Annotated in this window: 12 protein-coding genes; 6 read left to right on the top strand and 6 right to left on the bottom strand. The window is 66.7% G+C overall.

All coding sequences use genetic code 11. The annotated features are described in order from the left end of the window. The first annotated feature begins 252 nt into the window (after positions 1 to 252). Positions 253 to 1,245 carry a LysR substrate-binding domain-containing protein gene (locus ACTJLD_RS16245; RefSeq protein WP_027792905.1) on the top strand — a complete coding sequence of 331 codons (993 nt, stop codon included), beginning with the start codon at positions 253 to 255 and terminating at the stop codon, positions 1,243 to 1,245. Positions 1,246 to 1,597: 352 nt separating this feature from the next. On the opposite strand, the gene ACTJLD_RS16240 is transcribed toward ACTJLD_RS16245, so the two are convergent. Then, positions 1,598 to 1,903 (bottom strand): DUF4148 domain-containing protein, encoded by a 306-nt coding sequence (locus tag ACTJLD_RS16240; RefSeq protein WP_440659280.1) that lies wholly within the window; start codon positions 1,901 to 1,903, stop codon positions 1,598 to 1,600. Positions 1,904 to 2,180: 277 nt separating this feature from the next. On the opposite strand from ACTJLD_RS16240, the gene ACTJLD_RS16235 reads away from it, so the two are divergent. The 4 genes from ACTJLD_RS16235 (at position 2,181) to ACTJLD_RS16220 (ending at position 5,542) form a co-directional block, all read left to right on the top strand. Then, positions 2,181 to 2,390, top strand: coding sequence for a hypothetical protein (locus tag ACTJLD_RS16235; protein WP_060174508.1), 210 nt, complete (start codon positions 2,181 to 2,183; stop codon positions 2,388 to 2,390). Positions 2,391 to 2,711: 321 nt separating this feature from the next. Continuing rightward, complete coding sequence (locus ACTJLD_RS16230; protein ID WP_021160456.1) at positions 2,712 to 3,389, top strand: response regulator transcription factor; 678 nt, start codon at positions 2,712 to 2,714, stop codon at positions 3,387 to 3,389. A gap of 13 nt (positions 3,390 to 3,402) precedes the next feature. Further along, positions 3,403 to 4,800, top strand: coding sequence for an ATP-binding protein (locus ACTJLD_RS16225; protein ID WP_440659279.1), 1,398 nt, complete (start codon positions 3,403 to 3,405; stop codon positions 4,798 to 4,800). 58 nt (positions 4,801 to 4,858) lie between these two features. Next, positions 4,859 to 5,542, top strand: coding sequence for a response regulator transcription factor (locus tag ACTJLD_RS16220; protein WP_060084764.1), 684 nt, complete (start codon positions 4,859 to 4,861; stop codon positions 5,540 to 5,542). Positions 5,543 to 5,601: 59 nt separating this feature from the next. Here the strand turns inward: ACTJLD_RS16220 and ACTJLD_RS16215 are convergent, their stop codons facing one another. Then, positions 5,602 to 5,757 (bottom strand): hypothetical protein, encoded by a 156-nt coding sequence (locus ACTJLD_RS16215; protein WP_162923038.1) that lies wholly within the window; start codon positions 5,755 to 5,757, stop codon positions 5,602 to 5,604. Between the two features lie 69 nt (positions 5,758 to 5,826). After that, on the bottom strand, positions 5,827 to 6,099 hold the full coding sequence (locus ACTJLD_RS16210) for a DUF4148 domain-containing protein (RefSeq protein WP_119337469.1): 273 nt from the start codon (positions 6,097 to 6,099) through the stop codon (positions 5,827 to 5,829). 322 nt (positions 6,100 to 6,421) lie between these two features. Here ACTJLD_RS16210 and ACTJLD_RS16205 point away from each other — a divergent pair, with 322 nt between their 5' ends. Continuing rightward, positions 6,422 to 7,597, top strand: coding sequence for a porin (locus ACTJLD_RS16205; RefSeq protein ID WP_060316198.1), 1,176 nt, complete (start codon positions 6,422 to 6,424; stop codon positions 7,595 to 7,597). Between the two features lie 83 nt (positions 7,598 to 7,680). Here ACTJLD_RS16205 and ACTJLD_RS16200 read toward each other — a convergent pair whose 3' ends face one another. The 3 genes from ACTJLD_RS16200 to ACTJLD_RS16190 are packed head-to-tail and all read right to left on the bottom strand — an operon-like array spanning position 7,681 to position 13,589. After that, entirely contained in the window at positions 7,681 to 9,147 is a 1,467-nt protein-coding gene (locus ACTJLD_RS16200) for an efflux transporter outer membrane subunit (RefSeq protein ID WP_440659278.1), read from the bottom strand. After that, positions 9,140 to 10,345, bottom strand: a complete 1,206-nt coding sequence (locus ACTJLD_RS16195; RefSeq protein WP_440659277.1) for an efflux RND transporter periplasmic adaptor subunit — start codon at positions 10,343 to 10,345, stop codon at positions 9,140 to 9,142. Before ACTJLD_RS16195 ends, ACTJLD_RS16200 begins: the two co-directional genes overlap by 8 nt. Next, positions 10,335 to 13,589, bottom strand: a complete 3,255-nt coding sequence (locus ACTJLD_RS16190; RefSeq protein WP_440659276.1) for an efflux RND transporter permease subunit — start codon at positions 13,587 to 13,589, stop codon at positions 10,335 to 10,337. Before ACTJLD_RS16190 ends, ACTJLD_RS16195 begins: the two co-directional genes overlap by 11 nt. Positions 13,590 to 13,666: the final 77 nt, after the last annotated feature.

Below are 13,666 nucleotides of genomic sequence, written 5' to 3'. Positions count from 1 at the left end.
TGGGTATTTTTCGGTCATTCCTCGCGTCATTCCACCCGGATATTTATTTACAAAACCACTACTTAATAATGTTAATGTAAGAATATCGGGCCGACTAAAATCGATAGATAAATACGAGTGTCACGATTGAAAATAAGAATGATCAGCATCCATTCTTCAATATAAAATCGCTTCCGAATCCAAATAGGAGAAACGATTCAGGGGAACGAAAGGCGACTTGCCTGTCGATGGGTGCAACTTTGAGGCGGCGGTATGGCTAATGTGAGATTGGCAAAACGATTGAGAAGTATGCCTTCGCTGGATTTCCTGAGAGGCTTCGAATGCGCGGCGCGCCATTTGAGCTTTACACGCGCCGGGCAGGAACTGAACGTCACGCAATCTGCCGTGAGTCGGCAGGTCAAGGCACTCGAGGAGCAGCTCCGGATCGAGCTCTTTCACCGGCACATTCGATCGCTGACGCTGACCGACAAGGGACGGGAGCTGTACGACGCGATCTCGTTCGCGTTGTCCGACCTCGAATCGGTGATCGGCAAGCTGTCGTCGAGCGTGGGACAGCGCGCGATCTCGTTGTCGACGACCGTATCGTTCGCGGCGCTGTGGCTGATTCCGCGCCTCGGTTCGTTCCGCGCAAGCTACCCCGACATCGACGTGCGCGTATCGGCAACGAGCGAAATTGAGGATCTCAAGCGCAAACGTTTGCATTTGGCCGTGCGATATGCGGGGCCGTATACGTCGACGGACGATACGGACGTGCTGTTTCGCGAGCGCGTCGTGGCCGTCTGCAGCCCGAGCCTGATGGCGACGGCGGGTGACGCGGCGTCGATGAAGCCGGAGGATCTTGAAAAGCACGTGCTGCTGCATCTCGACGATCCGCGCTGCGAATGGCCGTGGCACGGGTGGAGCCATCTGCTGAAGGAACTCGGCGTGCCGCGCCTGCGGCCCGCCGGTGCGCTGCATTTCAGCCAGTACGACCAGCTGGTGCAGGCGGCGGTCGACGGGCACGGCATTGCGATCGGGCGGCGGCCGCTGGTCGACGGGCTGCTGAAGCAGGGCCGGCTCGTCGAGTTGTTCGCGCACTGCACGGTCGCATCGGGCAGTTACGTGCTGGTGCAGAACCCGGATGCGTGCAACGAGTTCGATATCGCGGTGCTGACCAACTGGCTGCTCGAACAGGCGCACCATCCGCTCGCGTCGGGCCAGGAAGCGGCCGGCAGCAACGTGCTGCCGATGTATCGCGTCGGATAGGACGGGTACGCGGCGTGCCGCCGCGCACGACGCCGGTGCGATCGACGCGCCATGCGGCGACGAGCGGCGTCGTGCCGCCGAACGGCGACACCGACACGTTGAAGCCGATCACGAGCGCGTGCGTGCTTGCCATACGGGGACAACACACGATCGCGGCGGCCCGTGGTACCCGGTGAAATCGATCGTGCCGATCGCCGTGCGTCCGGCGACGTTCACGATCACGACGTCGCCTTCCGTCGCGATCCGCCCGTCGTTGGAAAAAACGGTCGCGTAGCGTGCACGGCATCGACAAAAAAAAACGCGCGGCCGCGAGGCACGCGCGCAAACTCGGAGATCGTTCGCCGGTGGCGAGTCAGTTGCCGTTCGACGCGACGGTGTTGGCTGCGCCCGCGCAATCCTTCTGATACTCGTTCATCAGGCGCGCCTGCGCCGAATCGATATCGTCCGGATAGCTGCTCTCGTCGCCCGACGACGGGTTGTAGCCGACGGATTCCAGCTCGTTCAGCTCGTTGATCAGTTGCCGGTGGGAGACCGGGCCGTGCGTATGCACGAACGGATAGTCGTGGCATTGCGCCGGCGTGAGTGTCGGTGCGGCATGCGCGGCGAAGCTCATCACGAGCAGCGTGGAACAGGCGAGGTAACGGGCGGGATGTTTCATCTTCGACTCCTGGGAAGCGTTGGGAACCGGCCGTACGGTGGATTGCCAACGTCGACCTCACGACACAGGTTAGGCACCGTGGACTATCGAAACGGCCGCGCGAAGATGAAACTAGTTTTATCCGGATCAACCGCGGCGGAAGCGATCGTCGTCGCACGCATCGAACCTTAAAGAAACCTTCATGCACGCGCGACCGAATGGTTAGCCGTGCGGGCGTATCGTCGAACCCGTGATCAATCGACGCTGCGCACGGCGCGGCCCGCATCGGGGTAATGCAATGAAAGAGACCGTCAGGATGGCCGCGCTCGTCGCGCTGGTGTGCTCACCGGTGCTGGCGTTCGCGAAGGTGCAGGGAACGGGGCTCGCGATTGCCGACGTGACGCTCGCGCACGAGAAGGTCGAGCGTACGCAGCGTGTGGAGAACGCGGCACATCGTGTCGCTTCGCATCGCGTCGACCAGCCCGGCGCGGAGCCGCACCGAAGCTGATGCGCGATTCTTTACCGATACCTTTCGACGCGATCGGTTGCAACCGCCCGTGCGCGAAGGCGAAGGGCCGTGCGGCATCCTGTCGCAACAACGCGCGCCGGTAGCCCCGGCGGGCGTTGCCGCCGTATATGAAACTTTCTTCATGAAGTCGACGCGCACGATTTACGCGCGCGCGTGTAGTCTCCATCCGAACGCGCTCGCCCTTCGGGTGTCGAAGCGCGTGCGTCCCTTCGCTGAAGACGAGAATCGTAAATGGCATCATCAGTTTCCCCCGGTAACACGCCGGCCCTGCCCGACCGGCTGGCCAAGAGCGGTACGGCCATCGCGCACGTACTGACGATCGAAGACGACGAAATCACCGCGAACGAAATAGTCAGGGAGCTGCAAGGGCGCGGCTTCACGGTCGAATGGGTGGCGAACGGCCGCGACGGCATGGCCCGCGCGCTCGGCAACGAGTTCGACGTGATCACGCTCGACCGCATGCTGCCGGTCGTCGACGGCCTCACGATCCTGACCACGATGCGCAGCGTCGGCGTGCGCACCCCGGTGCTGATGCTGAGCGCGCTCGGCGATGTCGACGAACGCGTGCGCGGCCTGCGTGCGGGCGGCGACGATTACCTGACCAAACCGTTCGATCCCGAGGAAATGGCGGCGCGCCTGGAGGTGCTGCTGCGCCGAAGCCAGACCGCGCCGGCGCCGTTCGCCACGACGCTGACCGTCGGCCCGCTCAGGCTCGACCTGATTTCGCGCAAGGTGTTTCGCGACGGCGACGAAATCGCGCTGCTGCCGACCGAATACCGCGTGCTCGAATACATGATGCGCAATGCCGGCCAGACCATCACGCGCACGATGCTGTTCGAGGCCGTATGGGGCTATCACTTCGATCCCGGCACCAACCTGATCGAAGTGCACATGGGCCGGCTGCGCAAGAAGATCGATCCGCCCGATGCGAAGCAGATGATCCAGACGGTACGCGGCGCGGGCTACATCCTTGGCTGAGTCCGCAACCTTGATGTCCTCGACGGATCACGTCCAGCCGGCGCCGAAGCGTCACTGGTATTCCAGCACGTTCCGGCTCGTGTCGGTCTACGCGGTGACGTTTTCCGTGTCGGTGATGCTGCTGCTCGGCTTCATCGCATCGATCATCACGCACGACATGGAGCGCGAAACCGACGTGGTGATCGACTGGCAGATGATCTACTTCGATTCGCTCCAGGACAACCAGCTTGCCGCGGCCATCCAGCACCGGATCGAGCACGAGCGGATGCACACCAACTACTACGGGCTCTTCACGGCCGACGGCAGGCATGTCGCCGGCGACGTGCTGGCCATGCCCGACGGCATCCGGCCGGATCGCACCGGCGTGACGCTCGACCACACGATGACGATCGCGGGCGACCAGGTGCCGCCGGTCGTCCGCACGATGGCGGAGCGGCGCACCAACGGCGACGTGCTGGTGCTCGGGCGCGACCTGACGCACATCCTGCGGATTCGTGCGGCGATCATCCAGGCGCTGGTCGGCGGCGGCCTGTTCTGCCTGGGCGCGGGCGTCGTCGGCGGCCTGATTCTCAGCGTGCGGCAGATGCGGCGCCTGAAGGAAGTCCGGCGCATCACGCAGCGCATCGCGCAGGGCGACCTCGGGCAGCGGCTGCCGATCGGCGGGCACGACGAGATCGACCTGCTGTCGCATCTGGTCAATCACATGCTCGAGGAAGTCGAGCGCCTGATGAACGAGGTGAAGGGCGTTTGCGACGGTATCGCGCACGACCTGCGTACGCCGCTCGCGCACGTGCATACGCTGCTTGCGCATGCGGCGGAGCGCGCGGTCGGGCTCGACGATGCCGCGCTGGCGACGCTCGTCGCTCGCGCACGCAACGAGACCGACGTGCTGCTCAGCCGGTTTCGCGCGATGCTGCGCATCGCCGAAATCGGGTCGCTGCAGCGGCGCGGCGGGTTCGCCGAGCTCGCGCTGGAAGATCTCGTCACGGACGTCGGGCAACTGTTCGAGCCGCTCGCCGACAGCCGTGCCATCCATTTCGTCGTGCTCGTCGAACCGGTCGCGCGGATTCACGGCGATCGCGCGCTGCTGTTCGAGGCGCTCACGAACCTGCTCGACAACGCGCTCAAGTACACGACCTCGGGCGACACCGTGCGCCTCGAACTTCACGATACGCCGTCCGGTCCGCGCATCGACGTGGTCGACAACGGCCCGGGCATTGCGGCGAACGAGCGCGAGGCCGTGCTGCAGCATCGTTACCGCAGCCGCCGCACCGGGCACCTCGCCGGGGCCGGGCTCGGCCTGAGCATCGTGTCGACGGTCGTCAACGTGCACGACTTCACGCTGCGCATCGGAAATGCCGAGCCGGGTACGCGCGTGACGATCGAATGCTGGCCGAGGTCGCTCGCATGACGGTCGTTCGCATCCGGCTGCACGTGCGCGCGCATTGCCGCCGCGAGGCGGGCTGACGATGCGCGTGCTGCTCGTGACTTCGCCGCACCCGGAAGCAGCGTGGCTGTACAAGGCGCTGCAGGAGAGCGGGCACAGCCTGCAGCGTGCGGACGATCTGCGCGACGGGTTGTTCCTCGCGTCGCAGGAGACGTTCGACGCGATCGTCGCGACCGCGTTCGAGCCGGGCAGCGATGCCGCGCTGATCGCGATGCTGCCGCGTTTCGTCGCCGACGGCGGCGGTGCGGCACTGGTGGTGCTGATCGGCCAGGCGTCGGCGCGCGAGCGCATCCGCGTGCTGCACGCAGGTGCCGATGCGTGTTTCGGCGCGCCGTATTCATTCATCGAACTGCACGAGCGCCTGCAGGCGTTGCAGCGGCTGGCCGGGCCGCGCGACCCGGAAGGCCCGGTCGCGGCGGTGTCCATGCTGGAAACGCTCGCGCGCGAACTCAAGGACGGCAAGCTGCGCCTCGCCGTGACGCGGCGCGAATGCCTGCTGCTCGAATGCCTGATGCGCCATCCGAACGCGCCGGTGCCGCGCGACCAGTTGATCCGGTATGTGTGGCAGGACAAGGACGATGTCGATCCATCGAGCGTCAATCTCGTGGTGTCGCGGCTGCGCCGCAAGCTCGCGCGGCATCTGCCCGATGTCCGGATCGATACGGTGAGCCGCTACGGCTACCAGGTGACGCTGCCGGACGCATAGCCGAGCGGCCCCCCTGTACGAACGGGCGCGTTGCCGATGGCAGCGCGCCCGTCGTGCGTTTACGAGCCGAAGAACGGCACACAGAAATCGGGCGGGCCGACGCAATCGCCGGGGCCGTCGGGCTGCGCGCCGGCGCAGCCGGACAGCATCACGCCGGCCGCGATCGCGACGAGCGCAACACGGGCGGAACGAACGAGCAAGGGACGAAGCTTCATGAATGACGGGTGATGCGAGAGGTGGGCGGCGCGCGCCGGGCAGCACGCCCGGCCGCACGGCGGTGCGCATCAATGCGAATAGAGCGTGGAGTCCAGGTACTTGATCTGCCCGTCCTGTTCGGCGTGAACGAGTTCGGCGTAGACCTGGGCACGCGTTTTCTCGTGGATCGGCTGTCCGTACGGCGGCACCCACTGACCCGCGGCCTGCGCGCCGGGCACGCCGTCCTTGGTGGCGGCCGGTGTCATCTGCGTCGCCTGGGTACTCGTTTGCGCGAACGCGGGAACGGACAGTGCGGCACACGCGGCGAGCAGTGTGGAAGCGACGATCGTGGCGGTTTTCATGTTCGGAATCCTCATGATGATTGACTGGATCATCCCCGGTGCGGCCAGTCGATGCCGCGCGTCGGGTTGAGGACAAGCATAGGGGAGGGGGGCTATCGGATCGGCATACGCAACGTGAAAAGAAATTCATGCGCCGGCGCGCTCCGCACGGACATGAATGCGGCGTATCGCGAGGATGAAGAAGGTTTCATTTTTCGGGCCGTTTCGATAACGGCGCTGTCACGCCCGCTGCCTAAATTGTGCGCCATCGCATCGCGGACGGAGCGGCCGTTCCACACCGGCCGGCGATGCGAGAAGACCGATCCACTCTAGCGAAACCATCATGAAGAAACTTCTGGCAATCCCGGCAGCAGCTGCGTGCCTGCTTGCAGGCGCGGCGCATGCGCAGAGCAGCGTCACGCTGTACGGCACGATCGACGCGGGCCTGGACTACATCAGCAACCAGAAATCGGCGGCCGGCGCGGGGCCCGCTTACGGCGTGCAGAGCGGCAACGTCAGCACGTCGCGCTGGGGGCTGCGCGGCAACGAGGATCTCGGCGGCGGCCTGGCCGCCGTGTTCACCCTCGAGAACGGCTTCAACGTCGCGAACGGCAAGTTCGGCAACGGCGGCGACGAGTTCGGCCGTCAGGCCTGGGTCGGTCTCGCGAGCCGCCAATGGGGCACGGTGACGCTCGGCCGGCAATACGATTTCCTGGTCGACTTCGTCGCGCCGCTGTCGGCGACGGGCTCGGGATTCGGCGGCAACCTCGCCGATCACCCGTACGACAACGACAACCTCGCCAACGACACGCGGATGAACAACGCGGTGAAGTTCCGCAGCGCAGACTACGGCGGCCTCACGTTCGGCGGCGCGTACGGCTTCAGCAACCAGGGCGGCGGGTTCAGCAACAACAACGCGTACAGCGTCGGCGCGCGGTATGCGAACGGTCCGCTCGACGTGGGCGTGGCGTACCTGCAGTCGAACCAGCCGGGCGGCGTGAATGCGCCGAAGAACACCGGCGGATCGCTGAGCAGCTCGGACGGTGATGCGATGCTCGCGGGCGGCCGCTGGCGCACGTTCGGCGCCGGCGCGCACTATGCGTTCGATCATGCGACGATCGGCTTCGTCTATACGAGAACGATCCTGAACGACCCGCGCGAACTGTCGCAGGGCGGCGCGTACGGCACCGTGAACGGCCAGTTGCTGACCTTCAGCAACTACGAACTGAACGGGCGCTACTTCCTGACGCCGGCCTTCTCGCTGGGCGGCTCGTATACGTTCACGCAGGGCCGCTTCGACGATGCGGGCCGCAGCATCGCGCCGAAGTGGAATCAGTTCATGCTGCAGGCCGACTATGCGCTGTCGCGCCGTACCGATCTCTATCTCGAAGGCGTGTATCAGCGCGTGACGGGCGCGGACGGTGTCGCGGTGCTCGGCAACGCAGGAATCTTCAATCTGGCCGCGTCGGGCAACGATCGCCAGGCGGTGGTCGCGGCCGGCATCCGCCACAAGTTCTGACCGGCCGGGCCCGCGAAAAAAAGCACCCGTCGCGATGACGGGTGCATCCAAACGCGACACGCTCCCCACGTGCCGCAACGGGCTCAGGTCGTCGAACGCGCCGGCGTCGCGACCGGCGCTTTCGCGCCGGACGCTGCGTCGTCGGCCGACCACCCTCCGCCCAGTGCCGCGATCAACCCGACCGCCGCCAACTGCCGGCGCGTATTCAGTTCCAGCATCGCCACCTTCGTCTCGAGCTCGGTAGTCTGTGCGGTCACCACGTCGAGATAGCTGACGACACCGTCCCGATAGCGCGACATCGACAACTGCAACGTGCGTTCGGCTGCGTCGAGCGCTTCCTGTTGGCGATCGGCTTCATCGCCGAGATGGTGCGTGAGCGCGAGGTTGTCTTCCACCTGCTGGCACGCATCGAGTACCACCGCGCGGTATTTCGCGCCGTTCTCGGCCAGCTGCGCGTGCGCCTGGGCCGTGAGCGCCTGGCGGCGGCCGCCGTCGAACAGCGTGAGCGCGAGGCTGGGCCCGATCGACCAGATCTCGTTCGGCGCACTGAGCCAATGGCCGAGCCCCGAACTCTGGTATCCGCCGATCAGCCCGAGCGTGATGTCGGGGAAGAACGCCGCGCGCACCACGCCGATCCGCGCGTTGGCGGCCGCCATGCGGCGTTCGGCGGCCGCGACGTCGGGCCGCCGTTGCAGCAGCGTGGCGGGAATGCCGGCCGGGATCGCGGGCAGATACGCCACGCTCAGGTCCGGCGCGAGCGCGAACGATGAGGCCGGTACGCCGGTGAGCGTCGCGATCGCGTGCTCGTACAGCGCGCGCCGTGCCCGCACGTCCTCGGCCGACGCGCGGGCCGAGTCGAGCTGCGTCTGCGCGCGCGAGACGTCGAGATCGGATGCGATGCCGCCCGCGTGCCGGCTCATCGTGAGTTTCAGCGCACGCTGGTACGTGTCGATCGTGTCGGACAGCAACTGCTGCTGCTGGTCGAGCCCGCGCAGGTTGAAGTACGCGTTCGCGAGGCTGGCCTGCAGGCTCAGCTGCACCGACGCGAGATCGTCGGCGCTGGCCTGCGCGTTCGCGCGCCCGGCCGCGACCTCGTTGCGCACCTTGCCCCACAGGTCGAGGTCGTAGTCGAAGCCGGCGTCGAGCGTGTTCGAGCCGTACACGTTCGGCTGGTTCGCGCCGCGCAGCGGGCGCGTGGCCGATTGCCGGTTGCTCGAGACCTGCGCGCCGAGGCCGATGGTCGGGAACAGCCCCGCGCGCGCCTGATCGAACAGCGCGCCGGCTTCGTCATGGCGGGCCACCGCGGCGGCCACGTCGGGGTTGGCGGCCGCCACCCGCGCTTCGAGCCGGTCGAGCACCGGATCGCGGAACGCCTTCCACCAGCCGTCGCGTGCGATGCGGTCGGCCGGCTGTGCCGGTTGCCAGCCGCCCGCTTCCTTGAATTGGGCAGGCAGCGCGGTGGTGGGCGCGTGATAGACGGGCGCGAACGAGCAGGCGGAGAGGAGCGCGATACTGGCGAGCATCGCGCAGAGCCGACGCGGGTTAGCCATTCGCACGCTCCGTGTCGCGCACGGCCGCCGCGACGGTGCCGGCCGGCGTCGCGAGCCGGACGCGGTCGCCCGCGGACAGCGAGTCGGGCGGGTTGTCGATCACGCGATCGTCGGGCGCGAGGCCGGTCGCGATCTGCACGTGCGTGCCGAGGTCGGTCGCGATCGTGACGGGCTTGAGCACCGCGCGATCGTCCTTGCCGACCACGGCGACCTGAAGGCCGGCCTGGCGGAAGATCAGCGAGCTGGCCGGAATCGTCAACGCGTGGCTGCTGCCGGCCGGCAGCGCGAAATGCACCTCGGTGTATTCGCCCGGAATCAGCTTGCCGTCGCGGTTGTCGACCATCAGCTGCACGAGCAGCGTGCCGGTCGAATCGGCGATCGAATCGTCGGTGTCGGCGAGCGTCGCATGGAAGGTCTCGTCCGGATGCTCGGGCACGGTCAGCGTCGCGCTCATGCCGGGGCGGATCGCGGCGGCCTCGTTCTGCGGCACGCTCACGTAGACGCGCATCCGGTGCACGTCGGACACGGCGAACAGTTCGGGGCCGGCGCCGCCGCCGGCCGAGATCAACTGGCCGATGTCGGTCTTGCGCGCGGTGACGACGCCGTCGAACGGCGCGACGATGCGCTTGAACGCCTCCAGCGCGTCGAGACGCCGCACGTTGGCCTCGTTGGCCGCGACGATCGCCTGCTTGGCGGCGAGGTCGCTGGTCTTCTCGTCGGTTTCCTGCTGCGATACGGAATCCTGCGCGAGCATCCTGGTCCAGCGCGCGGCCGTGGACGCGGCCAGCTTCTCGTTGGCGAGCGAGCTCTGCAGGTCGGCGCGCGCCTGCTGAAGCTGCTGGTCGAGCTCGGGCGTGTCGATCAGGCCGAGCAGCTGGCCCGACTTCACGTGCGCGCCGATATCGGTGTACCACGCACGCAGGTAGCCCGACACCTGCGCATGGATCGGCGCGCTTTCGAACGCGGACAGGTGGCCGGGCAGCACGAGCGCGGCGCCGTCGCCGCCGGTCGTCGGCGTGTAGGCGACCACGGTCGGCACCGCCTGTTCGGCGGACCATCGGGTCATTTCCTGTTTCGCGTGCGCGCGGCCTGCGATGCCGGCCGTCACGATGCCGACCGCGACCAGCGCGGCGATCGTGGCGACGAGCTTGAGGTTGGGCAGCCGTTTCGGCGACTTGATTTCGATCTCAGTGGACATGGGAAGCTCCGGACGCGGAAGGGGAGGAAGCGCGGGGTGCGTCGTGTTTCAGCGCATCGCGCCGATGCACGAGGCTGAACACGACGGGAACGAAGAACAGTGTCGCGATCGTCGCGCACGCGAGGCCGCCGATCACGGCGCGGCCGAGCGGTGCGTTCTGCTCACCGCCGTCGCCGAGGCCGAGCGCCATCGGCGCCATGCCGATGATCATCGCGAGCGCGGTCATCAGCACGGGGCGAAAACGCGTGAAGCCGGCTTCGAGCGCCGAGGCGAGCGCGTTGCCGGTTTCGGCGAGGCGCTCGCGCGCGAAGCTGACGACGAGGATCGCGTTCGCGGTGGCCACGCCCATGCACAGGATCGCGCCGGTGAGCGCGGGCACCGACATCGGCGTGTGCGTGGTGAACAGCATCCAGACGATGCCGGCCAGCGCCGCCGGCAGCGCGGAGACGATCACGAACGCATCGGCCCACGAGTGGAAGTTCACGACGATCAGCAGGTAGATCAGCACGATTGCGCCCGCCAGCCCGAGCAGCAGGCCGGTGAACGCGCTGTTCATGGTCTGCACCTGGCCGCGCAGCGTGACGGTCGAGCCCTTGGGCAGGTCCTTCGCGGTGGCCTTGACGATGCTGCCGATGTCGGCGGCGACGGCGCCGAGGTCGCGGCCCTGGGTGGTCGCGTAGATGTCGAACAGCGGTTCGATGTTGTAGTGCGACACCACCGCGTTGCCGACGCCGCGCGTGATCGTCGCGAGACCGCCGAGCAGCTGCGACTGGCCGTTCGCGCCGGTGACAGGCAGGTTCTGCAGCGCCGACAGCGTGGTCATCCGGTACTGCGGCGTCTGCGCGACGATCGGATAGGACACGCCGTTACGCGGATTGAGCCAGTAGGTCGGGTCGACCTGGCTGGTGCCCGCGAGCGTCGCGACCACCGAGTTCGTCACGTCCTGCTCGGTGATGCCGAGCTGGTCGGCACGCGTCCGGTCGACCGCCACCGTGAACTGCGGATAGGTGCTGGCCTGCTGGATGCGCGGGTCGGCCACGCCGGAGATCAGGCGCAGCTTGCGGTACAGCTCGCGCGCATAAGCGAGGTTGGCCTGCTGGTTGGGGCCGGCCACCTGCAGGTCGACCGGGGCCGGTGCGCCGAAGTTGAGGATCTGGCTGACGATGTCGGCAGGCAGGAACGAGAACGTGGTGCCCGGATAGGCGCGCGGCAGGCGTTCGCGCAGCTCGCGCACGTAGTCGGCGGTCGGTGCGTGGTCGTGCGACAGCGAGATCAGGATGTCGCCGTCCTGCGGTCCGAGCGTGCCGCTGTTGTTGTAGGTCAGGTTGATCCCGCTGTTCGGCAGGCCGATGTTGTCGACCACTTCGCGCAACTGCGCGGGCGGGATCACGCCGCGAATCGTGTTTTCGATACGGTCGAACTCGGCGGCGGTTTCCTCGACACGCGTGCCGACTGGCGCACGCACGTGCAGCGAGATCTCGCCCGAGTCGATCGTCGGGAAGAAGTTGCGGCCGAGCCACGGGACGAGCAGGAACGATGCGGCCACCACGCACAGGAACGCGACGACGAACGGCTTGCGGCGCGTGAGCGCGAGGCCCAGCAGGATCCGGTACGACGCGCGCACGGACTCGAAGCGGCGCTCGAATGCACGCTGGAAGCGCACCAGCGGATTGCGCGACGGCGGCGCGTCGTGCGCGCCGGCATGGCCCGCATGCGAATCCATGATCGCCGCGAGCTCGCCCGACGCATGGCCGGCCGACGCATGCGGCTTGAGCAGGTATTGCGCGAGCATCGGCACGAAGGTGCGCGACAGCACGAACGACGACATCATCGAGAAGATCACGGCCTTCGCCATCGGCACGAACAGGAAACGCGAGATGCCGTCGAGCATCAGCATCGGCACGAACACGATGCAGATGCACAGCAGCGAGACGAGCGCCGGCATCACGATCTGTTTCGCGCCGTCGACGATCGCGGTGCGCGTGTCCTTGCCCTGTTCGAGGTGCCAGTTCACGTTCTCGATCGTCACCGTCGCGTCGTCGACCAGAATCCCGACCGCGAGTGCGAGGCCGCCGAGCGTCATCACGTTGAGTGTTTCGCCGGTCGCCGCGAGCAGCGCGATCGCCGAGAGCACGGCCAGCGGGATCGACGCGGCGATGATCAGCGTCGAGCGCCACGAGCCGAGGAACAGCAGGATCATCAGCGACGTCAGCGCGGCGGCGATGATGCCTTCGCGCGCCACGCCGCTGACGGCGCCGTTCACGAAGGTCGACTGGTCGCCCATCGTGACGAGCTTCAGGCCCGGCGGCAGCGTCTGTTCGACCAGCGGCAGCTTCGCCTTCACGCCCGCGATGATGTCGAGCGTCGATGCCGAGCCGTTCTTCAGGATACTCATCAGCACCGCGCGGCGGCCGTCCACGCGCACGATGTTGCCCTGCGGCGGGTAGCCGTCACGCACATGCGCGACGTCACGGATATAAATCGTCGTGCCGTCGACCGACTTGATCGGCAGGTCGTTCAACGCGTCGAGCGAGAGCGGGCTGTTGTTGAGCTTGATGTTGTATTCGAAGCGGCCGATCTTCTGCGTGCCGGCCGGGATGATCTGGTTCTGCTGCGCGAGCGCGTGCGCGACGTCCTGCGCCGACAGCCCTTTCGACTGCAGTGCCTGCGGGTCGAGGTCGATCTGCACTTCACGTGACTTGCCGCCGTACGGCGTCGGAATCGCGACACCGGGCACCGACAGCAGCTGCGGTCGAATGAAGTTGACCGCGTAATCCGCCAGCTTCTGTTCGTCGAGCGTGTTGCTGGTCAGCGCGATCTGCAGCACGGGGACGGTCGACGCGTTGTAGTTGAGGATTTGCGGCGGCGTGGTGCCGGGCGGCATCTGTTTGAGCACGGTCTGCGAGATCGACGTGACCTGCGCGGTCGCCGTGCGGATATCGACGGTCGGCTGGAAGAAGATCTTCACGATGCCGTAGCCGCGGAACGATTGTGACTCGATATGCTGGACGTCGTTGACCGTCGTGCCGAGCGTGCGTTCGTAGTACGTGATCACGCGTCCGGACATGTCGTCCGGCTGCAGGCCGGCGTAGTTCCAGACGACGCTGATCACCGGAATGCGGATATCCGGGAAGATGTCGATGGGCGTGCGGAGTGCCGCGAGCGGACCCGCGATCAGGATCAGCAGCGCCAGCACGACGAACGTGTAGGGCCGGGTGAGCGCGAGCCGGACAATTTTCAGCATGGGGTGCTGCTCCGTTCAAAAGCGTCGTGAAGAAGAGCCGGATGCGCGCGGCTTCGGGAAAACACCGATACGCAGCC

Origin of the sequence: Burkholderia sp. 22088 (assembly GCF_052045915.1) — a bacterium.
GTDB lineage: Bacteria > Pseudomonadota > Gammaproteobacteria > Burkholderiales > Burkholderiaceae > Burkholderia > Burkholderia cepacia.
Note: the sequence above shows the minus strand (reverse complement) of the source record. Positions and strands in the feature narration are given on the sequence as shown.